The 16,082-nt window shown below is 50.2% G+C and carries 14 protein-coding genes; 4 read left to right on the top strand and 10 right to left on the bottom strand.

What is annotated here, in order from left to right; all coding sequences use genetic code 11:
- Positions 1-22: 22 nt before the first annotated feature.
- Positions 23-835, bottom strand: a complete 813-nt coding sequence (murI, locus tag ACI77B_RS06415; RefSeq protein WP_409336063.1) for a glutamate racemase — start codon at positions 833-835, stop codon at positions 23-25.
- 271 nt (positions 836-1,106) lie between these two features.
- Here murI and pepF point away from each other — a divergent pair, with 271 nt between their 5' ends.
- The 3 genes from pepF to ACI77B_RS06400 all read left to right on the top strand — a co-directional run bounded on the left by pepF (position 1,107) and on the right by ACI77B_RS06400 (position 4,870).
- Positions 1,107-2,906, top strand: coding sequence for an oligoendopeptidase F (gene pepF, locus ACI77B_RS06410; RefSeq protein ID WP_409336062.1), 1,800 nt, complete (start codon positions 1,107-1,109; stop codon positions 2,904-2,906).
- 147 nt (positions 2,907-3,053) lie between these two features.
- Positions 3,054-3,908: an NAD(+)/NADH kinase gene (locus tag ACI77B_RS06405; RefSeq protein ID WP_409336061.1), complete on the top strand. Its 855-nt coding sequence runs from the start codon at positions 3,054-3,056 to the stop codon at positions 3,906-3,908.
- Between the two features lie 8 nt (positions 3,909-3,916).
- The gene (locus tag ACI77B_RS06400; RefSeq protein WP_409336060.1) at positions 3,917-4,870 is read left to right on the top strand and encodes an RluA family pseudouridine synthase; all 954 of its coding nucleotides are present in this window, start codon (positions 3,917-3,919) and stop codon (positions 4,868-4,870) included.
- Positions 4,871-5,048: 178 nt separating this feature from the next.
- Here the strand turns inward: ACI77B_RS06400 and ACI77B_RS06395 are convergent, their stop codons facing one another.
- Together ACI77B_RS06395 and ACI77B_RS06390 are read right to left on the bottom strand one after the other, a co-directional pair.
- Positions 5,049-5,429 carry a hypothetical protein gene (locus ACI77B_RS06395; RefSeq protein WP_409336059.1) on the bottom strand — a complete coding sequence of 127 codons (381 nt, stop codon included), beginning with the start codon at positions 5,427-5,429 and terminating at the stop codon, positions 5,049-5,051.
- An 848-nt stretch (positions 5,430-6,277) separates the two neighbouring features.
- Positions 6,278-7,057, bottom strand: a complete 780-nt coding sequence (locus ACI77B_RS06390) for a DUF975 family protein (RefSeq protein ID WP_409336058.1) — start codon at positions 7,055-7,057, stop codon at positions 6,278-6,280.
- A 202-nt stretch (positions 7,058-7,259) separates the two neighbouring features.
- Between ACI77B_RS06390 and ACI77B_RS06385 the strand changes: the two genes are divergently transcribed.
- Entirely contained in the window at positions 7,260-7,901 is a 642-nt protein-coding gene (locus ACI77B_RS06385) for a thiamine diphosphokinase (protein ID WP_409336057.1), read from the top strand.
- On the opposite strand, the gene ACI77B_RS06380 is transcribed toward ACI77B_RS06385, so the two are convergent.
- From ACI77B_RS06380 to ACI77B_RS06350, 7 genes are all read right to left on the bottom strand, one after another.
- A complete protein-coding gene (locus ACI77B_RS06380) occupies positions 7,872-8,711 on the bottom strand; it encodes a pyridoxamine kinase (RefSeq protein ID WP_409336056.1) in 840 nt (279 codons plus the stop codon). The genes ACI77B_RS06385 and ACI77B_RS06380 overlap by 30 nt on opposite strands.
- A gap of 67 nt (positions 8,712-8,778) precedes the next feature.
- Positions 8,779-10,479, bottom strand: coding sequence for an acyl-CoA dehydratase activase (locus ACI77B_RS06375; protein WP_409336055.1), 1,701 nt, complete (start codon positions 10,477-10,479; stop codon positions 8,779-8,781).
- Complete coding sequence (locus ACI77B_RS06370; RefSeq protein WP_409336054.1) at positions 10,476-11,762, bottom strand: 2-hydroxyacyl-CoA dehydratase subunit D; 1,287 nt, start codon at positions 11,760-11,762, stop codon at positions 10,476-10,478. The genes ACI77B_RS06375 and ACI77B_RS06370 overlap by 4 nt, the downstream gene beginning before the upstream one ends.
- A 143-nt stretch (positions 11,763-11,905) precedes the next feature.
- Positions 11,906-12,412: a Cys-tRNA(Pro) deacylase gene (ybaK, locus tag ACI77B_RS06365; protein ID WP_409336053.1), complete on the bottom strand. Its 507-nt coding sequence runs from the start codon at positions 12,410-12,412 to the stop codon at positions 11,906-11,908.
- A 30-nt stretch (positions 12,413-12,442) separates the two neighbouring features.
- Positions 12,443-14,218, bottom strand: coding sequence for a sodium/proton-translocating pyrophosphatase (locus ACI77B_RS06360; protein ID WP_409336052.1), 1,776 nt, complete (start codon positions 14,216-14,218; stop codon positions 12,443-12,445).
- Positions 14,219-14,297: 79 nt separating this feature from the next.
- Positions 14,298-14,528 carry a preprotein translocase subunit SecG gene (gene secG / locus ACI77B_RS06355; RefSeq protein WP_409336051.1) on the bottom strand — a complete coding sequence of 77 codons (231 nt, stop codon included), beginning with the start codon at positions 14,526-14,528 and terminating at the stop codon, positions 14,298-14,300.
- A 114-nt stretch (positions 14,529-14,642) separates the two neighbouring features.
- Positions 14,643-16,082: an SLC13 family permease gene (locus ACI77B_RS06350; RefSeq protein ID WP_409336050.1), complete on the bottom strand. Its 1,440-nt coding sequence runs from the start codon at positions 16,080-16,082 to the stop codon at positions 14,643-14,645.

Here is a 16,082-nt window from a genome sequence, read left to right as displayed (position 1 = left end):
CCTGGTCCTGCAGCCGCCTGTTTTACAGATCCAGATTTTTAAACTGGATATTCAGTTTGTCTTTGCTCTCTCCCAGAATCAGCTGAATCATATTCATAAAGCTGTCTGAAATATCGCTGGCGTAGAAGACATTCTCACCGCTCTTCTTCTCCGCCTCCATATTCCTTTTCTTCAGTTCTATACTGACCGCTGTAGCGATTTCCCTGGACGAACTGATCAGGCGGACATCCGGGAAAAGCCGGTGAATATTCGCCGCCACGATCGGGAAATGCGTGCATCCCAGGACCAGCGTGTCCAGCTCATTCTCCGCGATAAAATCATCCAGGTAATAGTGAAGCAGCTCATCCATAACACTTCCGGTAATGCCTTCCTCCACCAGAGGAACGATCGCCTGACATTCCTTCTGATACAGATGCGTAAGAGACGGATTCTTTTCCCTGATCTTCTGCAGATAAACGCCGCTCTTTACTGTTGCTCTGGTGGCCATGATGCCGATATGATCCTCCGGTCTGCACTGATTGGCAATGACTCTCGCGGTTGGAGAAATGACTCCGATAATCGGAATCTCAGGGAATTTCTCACGCAGATCCTCCAGTGCCGTCGCAGAAATCGTGTTGCAGGCGATGACCATCATCTTCACGTCATTATCCGCCATAAACTGCCCGATCTGCATAGAAAACTGCCGGATCTTCTCCGGAGACTTGGATCCGTACGGGGTTCTGGCCGTATCTCCGAAGAACACAATCCTCTCCTTTGGCAATTCTTCTATAATGTACGCGGTACTGGTCAGCCCGCCGATTCCTGAATCAAAAATACCGATGCTTCTGTTATCCATTCCTTTAACTGCCCCTTTACTATTTGGTCAGGTTCTAAACCCATATTGATATATTATACAGCAGTGAGACAGAAATGAAAATAACATCCCGCATTTCTGCGCAGGAATTGAATAAACCCTGGCATTAGTATAGAATATTGAATGTATGTACACATAAATTATCCGCCTGAAGATCATGCGGATTTCATATATTGGACACAGATTCTGCCGCCGTCCGTCCCGCTGCGGAAGATCCCGGCAGGCTGCCGTCCGGAAAGGACAAATAAAGAAAATGGCAAGAAGAAAAACAAGAGAAGAAATAAAGACGCAGGATAAGTGGAATATTGAAAAAATGTATCCGGATAACGCTTCCGCGGAAAAAGATCTTAAGGAATCCGTATCCGATGCAGAAAAATACGGAAAATATAAAGGACATCTGGCAGACAGCGCAGAAAGCCTCGCCGACGCGCTGATTGAAAGCGACCGGATCGAGCAGAAGCTGGAGCGTGCCTTCGTCTATTCTCGCATGAAACTGGATGAAGACAACCGGGCAGCTGAGCAGCAGGCTCTGTACAGCAAGGCCGCCGCCGCCATCAGCCAGGTTTCTTCCCTGACCAGTTTCGTTATGCCGGAACTGATCCGTATTCCGGAGGAAACACTGAAGCAGTTTATCGAAGATGAGCCGCGTCTTCAGACATACCGTCATCTCCTTGATTCCGCTATGCGTCAGAAAGATCATGTTTTGTCCGAAAAAGAAGAGAACATCCTGGCACAGCTCGGAGAGGTCCTGAGCGCTCCGGACCAGGTATTCACCATGCTGAACGACGCGGACATGAAATTCGGGAAAATCAAAGATGAAGAGGGTAAGGAAACAGAGCTGACCCACGGAAATTACATCAGCTTCATGCGTTCGCAGAACCGCCAGGTCAGAAAAGACGCCTACACCCACTGCTATGAAGCCTACAAGGGCATGATCAATACGATCTCCGCCAATTACAGCGCAAATGTAAAGACGGACGTGATTTCCGCCCGCCTGCGTAATTATCCTTCTGCAAGGGCTGCTGCGCTTTCCAGCGGAAGAATCCCGGAATCGGTCTATGATAATCTGATTGATTCTGTACATTCTGCTCTGCCTAAGATGTATGAGTATGTCAAGCTGAGAAAGAAGCTTCTCGGCCTGGATGAGCTGAAGATGTATGATATTTACGTTCCGCTGGTAAAGCTGCCGAAAAAGAAGATCCGCTTCCAGCAGGCTGTGGAAATCGGTAAAGAAGGCCTGGCGCCTCTCGGTGATGCCTATCTGCAGCAGTTCCAGAAGGGCATCGACAGCCGCTGGATCGACATCTATGAAACAGAAGGAAAGACGAGCGGTGCCTACAGCTTCGGTTCTTATGACAGCGATCCGTATGTCCTGATGAACTTCGACTCTACGCTGGAAGACGTGTTCACGCTGGTTCATGAGATGGGGCATTCCATGAACTCCTGGCTGACCAGAAAGACACAGCCATACGTTTACGGCGGTCATTCCATCTTTACCGCAGAAGTTGCGTCAACGGTCAATGAAACCCTGCTGATGAAGCATCTTCTGAAGACGGAGAGCGATCCGGAAATGAAGAAGTACATTCTGAACATGTATCTGGACGCGTTCAAGGGAACTCTTTTCCGCCAGACCATGTTTGCAGAGTTCGAAAAGAAGACGCATGAGTACGCCGAGAACGGCGGCGGCCTCACGGCAGACTGGATGAATAAGACTTATGATGAGCTGAACACCGAATACTTCGGACCGGCCCTGTCTCACGACGACTATATTCAGTATGAGTGGGCCAGAATTCCGCACTTCTACAACAGCTTCTACGTCTATCAGTACGCGACCGGATATTCTGCGGCAAACGCCATTGCAGACCGCATTCTGAACGGAGGCGAAAAGGAAAGAGACGACTATCTGAAGTTCCTGTCTCTGGGAAGCAGCGATTATCCGGTTGAACTCCTGAAAGTGGCCGGTGTGGACATGTCACAGCGTGAACCAGTGGACCGCGCGATGAAGGTCTTCTCCGGACTCGTCGATGAGTTTGCAGAACTGATGGAGGAATAATCGTACTGCACTTCCTCAGTCCTTTCCCGGCGCCTCTGCGCCGGGCAGGCTTACGGAAATCCAGCCTGGCCTGCTCCCGGCAACGGACTGGCGTACGAGAGAAGGTACATCTCAGTACTTCAGGCATGAAAGGTCTGAGGGGAAAGCATGGTAAGTATAATGTATAAAAAAGAGAATGTATATATCTATTCCAACCCGCTTCCAGTCTCTTTAGATCTGAAGAAGGTTCTGACAGAAAAACTGCAGAAAGCGGGATTCAACGTCATTCCTGAACTGCAGAAAGACACCTCCCTGATCTTCTGTATCGGAGGAGACGGGACGCTCCTGCATCTGGTGCATGAACTGAATTTCCCGACAGCCCCGATAGCCGGCATCAATACCGGACACCTTGGCTTTTTCCAGGATACCAGTCCGGACCGGATCGACGAGATGATTGACAACTATAAGCAGGGAAACTTCTATATCCAGAATCTGAGAACACTGAAAGCGACCATCCAGCACGAAGGAAAGATCAGTAAATGGTATGGGATGAACGAAATGATCGTCAAGGGAAATGTCGGCTGCACGGTGCATCTGAGCATCTCCATCGGCCAGAACTTCATCGAGCACTTCAGCGGCGACGGAATCCTGCTGTCTACTCCGGCAGGAAGTACCGCATACAACTATTCTCTTGGCGGCGGCCTGGTGGATCCGAGTCTGGAAATTCTCCAGGTTACACCGATCGCGCCGATGAATACCAACGCTTACCGTTCATTCACCTCCAGCCTCTTTCTTCCTGCGGATAAATACCTGTTTATCAAACCTGAGAGGAAAGATGCTCACGTCAGAATGCAGGCAGACGGATTCACCCGGGAATATAACCATGTGGACACCATCATGATCGGCTACAGTTCGACGACCCTGCACATGCTGAAATCCCGGGATTTTGACTTTTGGAAAAAGGTCAAGGAAAAATTCCTGGGAAACGATAACGCCAATTTTTCTGAAACTGAAGAGAGATAAAGAGATCCATGAAAAGACGAGAATTTACATTTACAGTAAAAAAAGAAGACGAGGGCATGGGCATCCGCCGGATGCTGAAGAAAAATCTCGATTTCTCTTCCCGCCTTCTGGCAAAAATGCGCGCCCAGCAGCTGGTATTTCTGAACGGAGAAGTTCTCCAGGGCTGGATGAAACCGAAAGAAGGCGACATGATCCGTGCCGTGCTCCCGGAAGAGCGCAGCGGCTTTCCGCCGGAAGACATTCCCTTCGGCGTCATCTATGAAGACCAGGACCTTCTGATCATCGACAAACCTGCCGGATACACCGTCCACCCGACCAAGGGTCATCCCTGCCACACCATGGCCAACGGCATCATGAAATACATGGACGACCACAAGCAGAGCTGGAAAATCCGCTTTGTCAACCGACTGGACATGGACACCACCGGGCTTCTGATCGTTGGCAAAAATTCCCATGCTCAGGATGAACTGATTCGGCAGATGCAGAAAAACAAACTCGAGAAATACTACTGCGCCATCGTTTCCGGCATTATTAAAGAGGATGCGTTCACCATCGACCGCCCCATCGGCATGCCGGACCCGGACAAGCCGAACCGCGCCGTCATGGAAGGCGGCCGGGAAAGCATCACCGAAGTCAAAGTCCTGGAGCGTATTCCTGCCCCGGAAAACGGTGAGATAATCAAGGGCCTCTACGAAAACACCGGCCATACCCTGGTGCAGCTTCACCTTCTGACCGGACGCACCCATCAGATCCGCGTGCACCTGTCCTCCATCGGACACCCGATCACCGGCGACCCTCTGTACGGCGGCGACCTGCAGGAAATCTTCCCGCGTCAGGCCCTGCACGCCATGCGGCTGAAGTTCCGGCATCCGGCGGAAGACCGCATCATCACAGCGGAGGCGCCGCTGCCGAAAGATATGGCGGGATTGCTGCAGATGCTGAGAAAAGCCGCGCGGGGGTAAAGGTTCTGTAATTATAAAGATCACTTCAAAACGCAAATAGCACATCATGTGCAAGAAGCCGCCAACACACGTTGACGGCTTCATACCCAAAACTATGAGGGGTTGACCGCCATCCTGCCTGCGGACAATCCTATTCTATAGCTATTATACATTTCGAAATGACAGGAATCAAATGTTATCATTCCGTATGGCTCTGTGCATTTGTCTTATCGCCCAGCATCCGTATGATCATGTTTACTACACAAATTGCAAGAATATACAGGATAGCAGTTTTAACGGTAACGGCAATGAAGAATACCGATATTCCCAGGATCAGGCCACTATTAAGTATTCCCCCTCCATTCCAGTTATCTGCATGACTGTAGAAATACGAACCTTTAGTGTCTTTGGATTCAATCAATAGTACAATTATACCTGCAACACAAAGAATTGCTCCAATCCCAAGTGATACATTGTCAGGGATATGTATGCTGTAAAAGTGACGTACAATTATCCCTATTATTGCAACAATTGTAATGTATATGATATTATACACACCATATTTCATCGCCCTACTCATCAGGATTCACCTCCTTAATCGTTATCTGTTAATTCTGTCTTTTCCATAGAACAAGAACAGCTCAAAGGATAAACCAGTACTACTATCTACCTGCAAATTATCATAAATCCAACTTTGTGTCAATGTTTTTTTGATCATAATATATTTTTTCAATAAATGTTATTCCCATTCTTCTTCGGATAATCACACTTTTTCTGCACTGATCCGAATTGTGTGTTATCTGTCAAGTAAAAATGACCGTTTTCTCTGGAATAAAAATATACATATCATCTGTGATCCGAAGCAGTCCTTCCAGATCACTTTAGAAACCCTCTCTAAAATGACTATCGCTCCAGGTTCTCAGGGTCAGTTGCAAATTGAAAAACTGATTTATTGAAACATGGTGCTGAACACAATGTATTGGGAAAATCATTTCAAATAGCTTTTTCCCGACCGATTTCGCCTTTTTTACATGAAAACACAGTGAATATTGGATGAATAAGTATACTGTATGCACAAAATAACTTATATCCCGGGTAATTTTCTATTACATTCTTTTCGTTTAACACCATTACGAAAACTTGACCCAATAACAATCTCCTGAGCACTATTTCCACCTGAATACAATAATCTACAATTCAACTGCCGGCCGGAGACAGAACTTATCGGAGGGGCGGTGCCACAGCCGGAGACAGACGAAAAAACTCGTGCGTGTACTGCCGCACCGTATACGTAGACGTTTGCGGCAGTTCCCACGAGTTGTCGTTTGGCTCCGATTCTGTGACCGCCCCGAAGATGGTTCTGAAAATCGGCCAGCTTTGTGAATTGTGGATTTTACAATATCAGGCTATAATAATACTCAGCACCTGCTACTGCCTGTCGATCACCAGGTGCCCCGTCATCAGATCAAAGAAAGCGGTTATCCCCGTGAGCAGGTATGCAAAGGACGCGGAAAGCGGAATGTAGCATGCTGTCGTCAGCAGGAAGAGAATGACGTGGTTTTTTGGTGAGAAGTACAGGAGCATGGCGAATGGAAGCGCAGAAGCGAGCAGCCATGGAAGGTAAGACAGCACGAGACCGAGGAACTTCATGGAATTTCCCCGCATGAGCTGCCAGCTTTCCCGGATGCACTGCATACCGGTTTTTGAGTGGTCATCCATCAGCAGGTAATTGGCCTGGCTGGTGCGGATGGCAAAGATGACTCCCGGAACGATGAAGAGCATCAGACCGCAGATCGTCAGGACGTCTCGGACAATTTTGATTTCCAGCGATTTTATGTATCGCATCGGGGTCTCAAAGCCGCTGAATACCATAACCGGATCCGTACTCTGCTGCCGGAAGAACATGAGCAGAAATCCACACAAGCCGGATACGAAGGCTCCCTGGGTCAGCAGGTCATAGGAAGACGCGAGAGAAGATACTTTCAGACCGGATGCCGCATATTTTGCGTATGCACCGAGTGCGGCAGTGTTCAGTGTCTCCCTGCCGAGCGGGATAAATAATATAAAGAACTGCCGTACCTGGGCAGTCAGCAGAAAATACAGAAAAACCGCGAGCATGACCAGGCCGAAGCGTCCTCTGAGTTCGCTCCGGGAGATGTTCATGATCAGCCGGTTGGATTCTGTTACGATACGGTTTTTATAGGTCATAAGCTTTCACTCCTTAATTTCTGTAAACAGAGATTTCCGGCGGATGGGCTGCAAGTACAGGCATCCGGCAGACTGCCTCGCTTTCCGGCTCTTCCGGAAGGCAGACGGTAAAAAGTATTATACCACATTATAAAGCGGAATCTGTGTGTAATCATAGAAGAAAGCATTGATTAGAATTTTATCTTGAAAGGACAGAAAAACGATGGAAGAAACAAGCAGAAAAGCGCTGGTCATCACCGCGCATGTCGAGGGAATTCCTCATATTCACATAAATGAAAACGAGTACGATGAAGTGATCTGCGCTGACGGCGGAATCCGCGCGGCCAATGCTCTGAAGCTCCATCCTACTCAGTATATCGGTGACTACGACTCCGCGCAGCAGCCGGATGTTCCCGGCCTGATCAAACTGCCATGTAAGAAAAACATGACGGACAGTGAAGCCGCGATCGATCTGGCCATCGAACATCACTGCAATTATATTACAATGCTCGGCGGACTGGGCGGACGTTTTGACCATACCATGGGAAACATCGGCATGCTCGCCAGCTTCACCGGAAAAATCCATCATATTGAAATTCTGGACGGCTGGAACCGTGTATTCATCGCCGACCCGGGAACCGTGCGTGTAAAGAGAAACGGCTTCAAGTACATCAGCATCATCGCCTACGGCAGCAGCGTGACAGGAATCACACTCCGCCAGGTAAAATATCTCCTTGACGATTATACTTTGTCGAACGAGACGACTCGCGGTGTCAGCAATGAAATCGCCAATGATGAGGAAGAAGCCGTCATCACGCACAAGACCGGGCGGCTGTTAATCATTCAGTCCAATGACGCGGATTAGCTCCGGGAGGGTCGACTCGAACGGGACGCTGTAGCGCAGTCCTTTATCCTCTTCAGAGGCCTTCCGGACCGTCTTCTGTACATAGGAGCTTGCGATCTCTGCCGCCTCTTTATAGTTCTTCCCGCGCAGAACAGCTCCGACGAGCACGCTGGAGAAGAGGTCGCCGGTTCCGTGATAACTGCCGCCGACCTTCTCATTCTGACAGGAGTAGAACTCGCCGGATTCACTGTTGTAGCCGTAAACACCGGTCATGCCCTCAGACAGGGACGCTCCGGTCAGCATAACCTCCTTACTGCCGAGGTCTGCGAACTTCTTCAGCAGGGTCTGATATTCCTCTCTGCTGCAGGATGCATGATACTCCGATCCGGTCAGCAGACAGATTTCCGACAGATTCGGAACCGCCAGATCTGCCTTTGCCGCCAGCTTCCGGTTTTCCGCCGCATAGGCCTCATCGAATCCCGGATACAGCTTTCCGCCGTCCGCCATGGCCGGATCCATGATGAAGAGCGTGTCCTCAGCCTTGAAGGCGTCCAGGATCTCCAGTACATACTGCACATCCTGACGGCTTCCGAGATAGCCCGTGTAAATCGCATCGAAATGAAGCTGCAGATTCTTCCACTGCTCAATGGCCTCCGGAATAAGCGATGACATATCTTTCACCTTAAAGCCCGGAATCTGCGTGTGAGAGGTCAGCACTGATGTGACCAGCGGAACCGTCTCGATTCCCATGGCAGAAAGCACAGGAAGCGCAACTGTCTGGGAGCATTTCCCGAAATATGACATGTCCTGAATTGAAAGTACTCTTTTCATCTCTGATTCCTTCTTTCTTTTCCCTTTTGACAAAAACTGACCGGGCAAGGGAACTCCCTGCCCGTGATTATCCGCGCTGCGGTTTCTTTCCCGCGGCGTCCATGGCAAACAGCGCCGCACCGATCGCGCCGCAGAGATCCGGATTTTCCGGAACATAGATTTTCTCCCCGACCAGATCCTCGATGCAGCGGACGACGCCGACATTTCTGGCGCCTCCGCCGGTCATCATGTAGGGGCCCTTTCCGCCTGTGCGGTGGACCAGTGTCATGGTCTTGGCCGCGACACTCTTATCCAGTCCGTGAACAATGTCCGGAATCTGCTTATTATCTGCGATCAGAGAAACGACTTCAGATTCCGCGAACACGGTGCACATGCTGGAGATGGTCAGATCTTCCTTCCAGTCCAGCCCGGCAGTGGAAATCTCATCCAGGCTGATCTCCAGCACCTTGGCCATGTTCTCCAGGAATCGTCCCGTTCCTGCGGCACACTTGTCGTTCATGGCAAAATTCACAACATCTCCCTTATCATCAAGGCGGATGGCCTTGTTATCCTGTCCTCCAATATCGATGATCGTATGGACGCCCGGATGAATGTGCCGCGCCCCCCTGGCGTGGCAGGTAATTTCTGTGATGTTGTCATCGGCAAATGAAATATTCATTCTTCCATATCCGGTCGCAAAAATAAGCGCTATATCGTCCGGATTCACCTTTTTCAGCGAATCCAAAGCCTTCTGTGCGCCCTTCTGCGCTTTTGCTCCTGTCCGCACGATCGCGCTGTCCAGCAGCTTTCCATCCTGATCCAGCACCGCAATGTTGGTTGTGGTCGAGCCGCTGTCGATGCCGGCAAAGTATTTTCCCCCCTGATTCATCCCCTTGATTGTCCTTTCTTTTCTCAAACCCATACTCTCGACGAATCCCCCGATCCTCGTAGACAGCTGGCCTTCTGACTGCATGGTGAAATCCGTTTCGATCTTGGTCATCGGTATGCTGACGGATTTCCGCAGCCGCTCATACTCAAATCCGTAATAATCACAGAATTTCACGGTGTGATAGATGATTCCCTTCAGATACGGATCATTAATCAGTGCCTTTCTGCCTGTGATGTCTTCCATGCGCATGCAGGGAATCTGCCGGAGCAGTTCTTCTGCATACCAGTCCAGAAGCTCATCGAACCAGGAGGAATCCTCCGTATTCTCTTCTGCAGCTTTTTTCCAGCGGGCGATCGTTTTCTCATCCGGAAGCTGCAGTCCCCGGATGCTGCAGCAGGTCAGATCCTGCACTGGAAGCGGAACCAGATCGGAGAGCTGTTCTTTCAGTCCCTCTCCCACTCTGGCGCCCAGGACGCCGATATATGGAGAAGATGGTGCATCTTCCGGAACAGAAAAGGAAGAAAGAAATCGCTCCAGTGAAAACGCTCTCCCGCTGTACTTCTGATAAGCGCTGCAGAGCCGCTTCAGTTCACTGACCAGATGCTGCCGGCTGCAGCTGTTCACCGCATGCGGAATGTCCATCAGAAAGAGAAAATCCGTCCTGTCTTTCAGGACATCTGCGGCCCTTCTGGTTCCGTCGCAGCAGTTGACCAGAATCAGTTCCGGGAGATGATGTCTGTGCACACTCTCAATCAGAGCCTTGATGCTTCCGCACATATTCATGTGCATCAGATCCTGCGCATACTCAAAGTCTTCTGCCTCTTCATTGATAAGAACCGGCTCTGCACCAAAGGCAGCGAGCAGTTCCACCGGTGTATATTTACATGTATATCCAATCATTTTTTTCTCGCTTCCAGCTGTTCGATAAAGGCCTGTACACGGGTTACCATCTGCCCGTCCTGAATATTTCTCGGATCACATCCGTCCCCGTCCAAAACCAGAGCAGGAAATCCCGCTTCTTCAAAAGTTTTTGCCGCAAGGGCAGACGCCCCGAGAGTCTGTTTGCATCCCCAATGGCAGAAATAGATAATTCCATCTGCATGCATGCTCTTCGCGTAGTTCAGGACATGACCGATCCTGCGCTCTGCAGGACCGTTGAAGGAATCCTTCAGCAGCATTTCCGCCATTGCGGCGTAGGGGTCTTTTCCTTTCAGGTCAATGTCCAGATTGTCGTAACTCATGTCGCCGCTGATGACTTCCACCCGGCTGCTGTGGTTGAATATCTCCGTCATGGACTTCTGCCAGTACGGGAGGACGTGAACCCACGCGATTCTTACCCCTTCAGCCTTTCCGTGATTAAGCGGAAGAGTCTGAAGATCTCTGATCATCTGCTTTCCGGTCTCCACCGTCTCTTTCGTTCCCAGAAGAACGTGATATTCAAAGGCGTCCATCATGAGATCGGTAAGTCTTCCGCGTTCGCTTCTGTCTGCCTTCAGTTTCAGAATTTCCCGGTAATTATCCAGGGATTCCTGCGCCAGACGCATGGACTCTTCCAGTTTTTCCTGCTGAAGTTTAACGCCGGAAGCATCCTCCAGAAATCTGGTCATTTCCAGAAGCTGCTGACGGACGTATTCCTGATTTTCCGGACTCCATTCATTGGGAACATCGATGACAAAATGCGGGACATGAAAATAATCGGCAAGATAGCGGAAGGAAAGCTGATTGGCGTCGCAGATCATCGTCGTATTTACGATGCAGCAGGGTCTCGGCAGCATGCCTTTTTCTACCATTCCGATAAACTGTTTGTGAAAGGAACAGAAGGACTCCGGTACTCCGGATTTTTCTGCCTGGTTTAAAAAGGTCTTTTCGCAGTGGGATGCCGTCATGTAGCAGCTCAGTCCCTCTGGAAAGGCAAGCTGCAGCCCCATGGCATGCATGACTTCACAGGGCGTAAAAATACTGACCACAACGCTTTTTCGTGTGTCTGACAGGGATCCTGCCATAACGCGGTTGCAGTGCTGCATCTGAAGCCCCCTCGCCGGGAGCTGACCGGATTTTTTCCTCCGCATATAGCTTCCATACAGTTTGAAGATGGAAGCAAGCAGTCTTCTTGCTCCGCGTGGATTTCTGCTGATTTTCTTTTCAGCGAAATCTCCGAAGCGGTCTACTATGGATCTGCTCATTCTCTTTCCTTTCTGTCTCTTGCTCTTTTATTCATACGGGGCTTCTCATCTTCTGTTCAGACTGCCAGTTTTTGATGGGAATGCTGCAATCTTCTGCGATTTAAAAGGAAAGCCAGGCATATGCCCGGCTTTTCCCTTGCCCCTTATTCTTTTGTCAGTGAAGTAAATTCTGCTCCGACGAGCTTCGCAAGCTTCTCCGGATCCAGGCAGATCGTCAGACCGATTCTGCCGCCGCTGACTCCGATCTTGTCGAAGAGCAGCGCGGTTTCATCGATTGCCGTAGGATACTGCTTCTTCATCCCGATCGGTGAGCAGCCGCCGCGGATATATCCGGTGACCTTATTGATTTCTTTCACGTGGATCATCTCAAGCTTCTTCTCTTTAAAGTGGCGGGCCGCTTTCTTCAGGTCCAGCTCCTCGGCAACCGGAATGACGCAGACCATATACTGCTTATCGGTACCGACCAGAACCAGAGTCTTGAATGTCATCTCCACCGGAAGTCCAATCTTATGTGCGGAGGAGACGCCGTCCGAAAACTCGCCTTTTACTTCATAGGTATATTCATCATAGGGAATGCCCGCATCTTCAACCATGCGGATCGCATTCGTCTTGATTTTCTTTTCTTTTTTGACATAACTGCTCCTTTCCATTCCATTGCGCCTGCTCAGGCGGCTGGGCGGTTAAAGGCTCAGGAATACAGGTCCGAGTGTCAGGGACACGATAACCATCAGTTTAATCACAATATAAACGGAGGAATCGGAGATGTTTTTAAACAGGGATCCTGCATTGACCATAATCGCGCCCAGAAGAACTCCGGAAACGATGGCACCGATCAGAAGTCCTGCGAGCATTTCCTGTCCGGCCGCTGCCGCAATGACGATTGGAACCAGAACGGTAATGATTCCGGACAGATAGAGTCCTCTCATCGTGGAATTTGCAGACGGTCTGATTTTTTCACGGATCTCCTTCTGATCCTCTTTACTGATCTTGGAGGAAACACGGTCGCCGAGCTGCCCCTGCAGGTCGCTGGCCATATCCTTAAGCGCACTTCCAGAAAATGTCATCGAACGGGAAGTGAAGGCAAACGGGAACATGACGCCGATCAGACTGCCGCAGACAACCATTGGATTCATCAGGGTTACCTGGCTGAACCTCAGGGAAGAGGACAGTGAAATCAGAAGCGCTACTGCGGTCATGCAGGCTGCACCGGACGTAATTCCGTTTCTGATGCGGCTCAGAGACTCCTTGAAACGATCCATCGGGTTTTTGGCACGGGCCGCTTCATCTTCTGTTGCAACTGCATAAATGACAGCGCTGCTGGTCTGTGACAACAGAACCAGTCCATGGAGGACCAGAATAACCGAACTGACGGAGACGATTCCGACTGCGCCCAGTCCGATTCCGTAATTACCGGCAAAATAGTAGGCCATGCCGATGCCGAATGCCAGGCAGACAACCGGAAGAATCGAAGCAGACATTCCCTGGCTCAGCCGCTCCAGCATTGCCGCGCGGCGTCCGCCGTCTCTGACCATTTCTCTCATTTTATGATCCGTAGAGTCTGTGTAGATTCTGGTTGCCAGTTCTCCGACCAGTCCTGCGGCAATTCCGGAAATCACTGCGCCGGAATAAGTCAGGTTCTCCAGTTCCTTCCAGCTTAAAAATATAGATACCGCTGCAACGACAACGGAAGAAACAATCAGCGCCATGTCCAGATAGTGACCATAGGCATCTACCTTTTTACGAACAAAGAAAACAGAGATCAGGGCCGTCAGAATTCCGGCAGCAATCAGGACAAAGGCCATGACGGCAGCTTTTCCGGCTGAAAATGTCGCATTGACTCCCGCATCGGTAACCGCAGACTGCGCAAGGAGCATAACTGCGGCAGCTCCGGCAATCAGTGAATCAACAACATCGTACATTTTCGCAAAAACTTCTCCGCCGGCTCTTCCCAGGAAAGCAACGGTGGAAACTCCCAGAAGCAGTCCCGGAAGTCCCTCGGTGAACAGAGTAAAGTTCATCGACCAGTAGGTCAGAAGAAGACCCAGGACGCTGATTCCCACTGCGCCGGCACCGCAGATTACAGCTGTGTAAAATCCTGTTTTCTGTGCTTTCTTCATATCTCCGTGAACAGCAGCGGCTGCGACTCTGGTATTTCCCACGATCACCGCAGAAGATACCAGCAGTCCGTCCGCCAGTCCGATCACCGCTCCGATCACATACATGCCTGCGGTAATCTGACCGGCAAGAAGCAGCAGAACCAGAAAAAATACAGCCGCAGCGACGATAGTATACAGCACGCCGGTGCGCAGATAGCGGGAAACCCCGCAGATTATATAGCCATTCAGATACTGTACGCGTGTGCTCTCAATCGGGTTTTTCTTTTTCAGCCAGAACAGTAGCAGGCCGGAAACCGCGATTGCCGCAATGCAGCAGAGCAGCGTAAACATTTTCAGCATATTGACCTCCTGAAATATTTTCTATAAAACGCATGAAGGCTCCGCATTCCTGCGGAGCCCTTTTCTTCATGACGGAATCTTAGCCAAGTGTTAAGACTGCAAGTGAAACGACAATGAAAACAACAGCCAGTACAACCGTTGCCCTATGAAGCATCGATTCATAAGCATTGGATTTCTTCTGACCGAAAAGCTGCTCAGCGCCGCCCGCGATGGAACTGGAGAGTCCGTCGCTCTTGCTTTCCTGAAGCAGAATTACAAGCGTCAATAACACACTTACGACAGCGAGAATTACCATCAAAACTGTATGCATAATCCTTACCTCCTCTTACAAATAGCATCTCATTTTAGCATATCTTTCTGTGATTAGCAAGCCATCCGGCTGATTTCCATGCGTATTTCTTTTGTCCCTGAAAAAACCGAAGTCTTATGCCTCCGAGAATGCAGGCCAGTATTTCAGCAGCAGCCAGGCAGCGACAGACATTGCCGCGATTGTAATGACAGTCAGCAGCACGCCCTTCTTGAACATGTATTTCGGTTTCAGTCCGTATCCCACTGGAATCGCGCGGATAGATGTCGGGAGCATGTAGGAAACATTGATGCCGATGGATGCGATATAGACGTATGGAATCGGGTTCACGCCCATGCCTTTCATCAGATTGATGATGATCGGAATGGAAACGCCTGCTGTCGCCGTCGCGCTGGTTACATCAGACAGAAGAACGGTAACGGTGACGATAACGAGAACGGTAATAAATCCGCCGTTCAGATTCATGGATCCCATCGCCGTTCCAAGAGCCTTTGCGGCTCCGCTCTTTTCAATCAGCGTGCCCGCCGCCAGTCCGCCTGCGTACACATACATCAGTTCCCAGATCACGCGCTTTTCCGCTGTTTTCCACTCGATCAGACGGCTGCCGTCGCTCTTGGTGACGATAAAGGCAATGATGGCGCAGATCAGGAAGACGTAGGCCGGCTTCAGATTCGGAAGCAGGTTCTGGTAGAGCTGGCGGGAGAAGGACAGGACAGCCGCTGCTGCGAACAGTCCGAGTCCCCATTTCTCCCCCGGCTTCATCTTTCCCATCGCGCGGTACTGCATCTCAAAATATTCTCTGGATCCGCCGAGGGTCTCATCCTTCCCGCAGAAAAACAGCAGGTACAGAATGTTGACCACAACCAGGACGATCATGAGCGGAAGGAAACGGACGACCCAGTGCATATAAATATATTCTTTTCCCGTCAGATCCTCCAGATAGCTGACCGTAACCAGATTCATGGCACCGCCGAGAGGCGTTCCGAGTCCTCCGATTCCGGTTCCATAGGCGATGGTCAGCAGGATCATGGAGCCCAGCTTGTTTTCTCCGATATCCTGAATTCCGATATAGTGGAGCATAGACACGGCAATCGGCGCGATGGCCGCGCAGACAACCGCATTCGGCAGAATCGATGAGAGCAGCGTCGTCAGAATAAACCAGAATACAACCTGTTTTCTGAGGCTGTTTCCGATAAACAGAAGGAACCAGGACGCAATACGCTTATCCAGTCCCGTCATCTCCCAGACCGCCGTCAAAATCGACGCACCAAGGAGAAGAAGTACGATTTCATCCGCGTAATTTGCGATAACGGCTGCCATATCCGCCATCTGCAGAAATGCGTTTACCGCAATCGGAAGAAATCCGGTAATTGCAAAATCGATCGGGCCGCTGACCCACCAGTATGCCATCCAGACGACCGTTCCCACCGCGCCTCTGGATGCCGCCGTTGTAAAGACAGAATGCGGCAGCATGACCAGACACAGCAGGAACAGAGCCGGTCCCATGAGCAGATTGAGCGTCCTCACATTTCTATGCTTCTCATAGTACTTTGACAT

This window comes from Eubacterium sp. F2 (assembly GCF_046244355.1).
Taxonomy (GTDB): Bacteria; Bacillota; Clostridia; order Peptostreptococcales; family Anaerovoracaceae; genus Aminicella.
The sequence above is the reverse complement of the archived record's forward strand: the minus strand, read 5'-3'. Positions and strand labels throughout refer to the sequence as shown.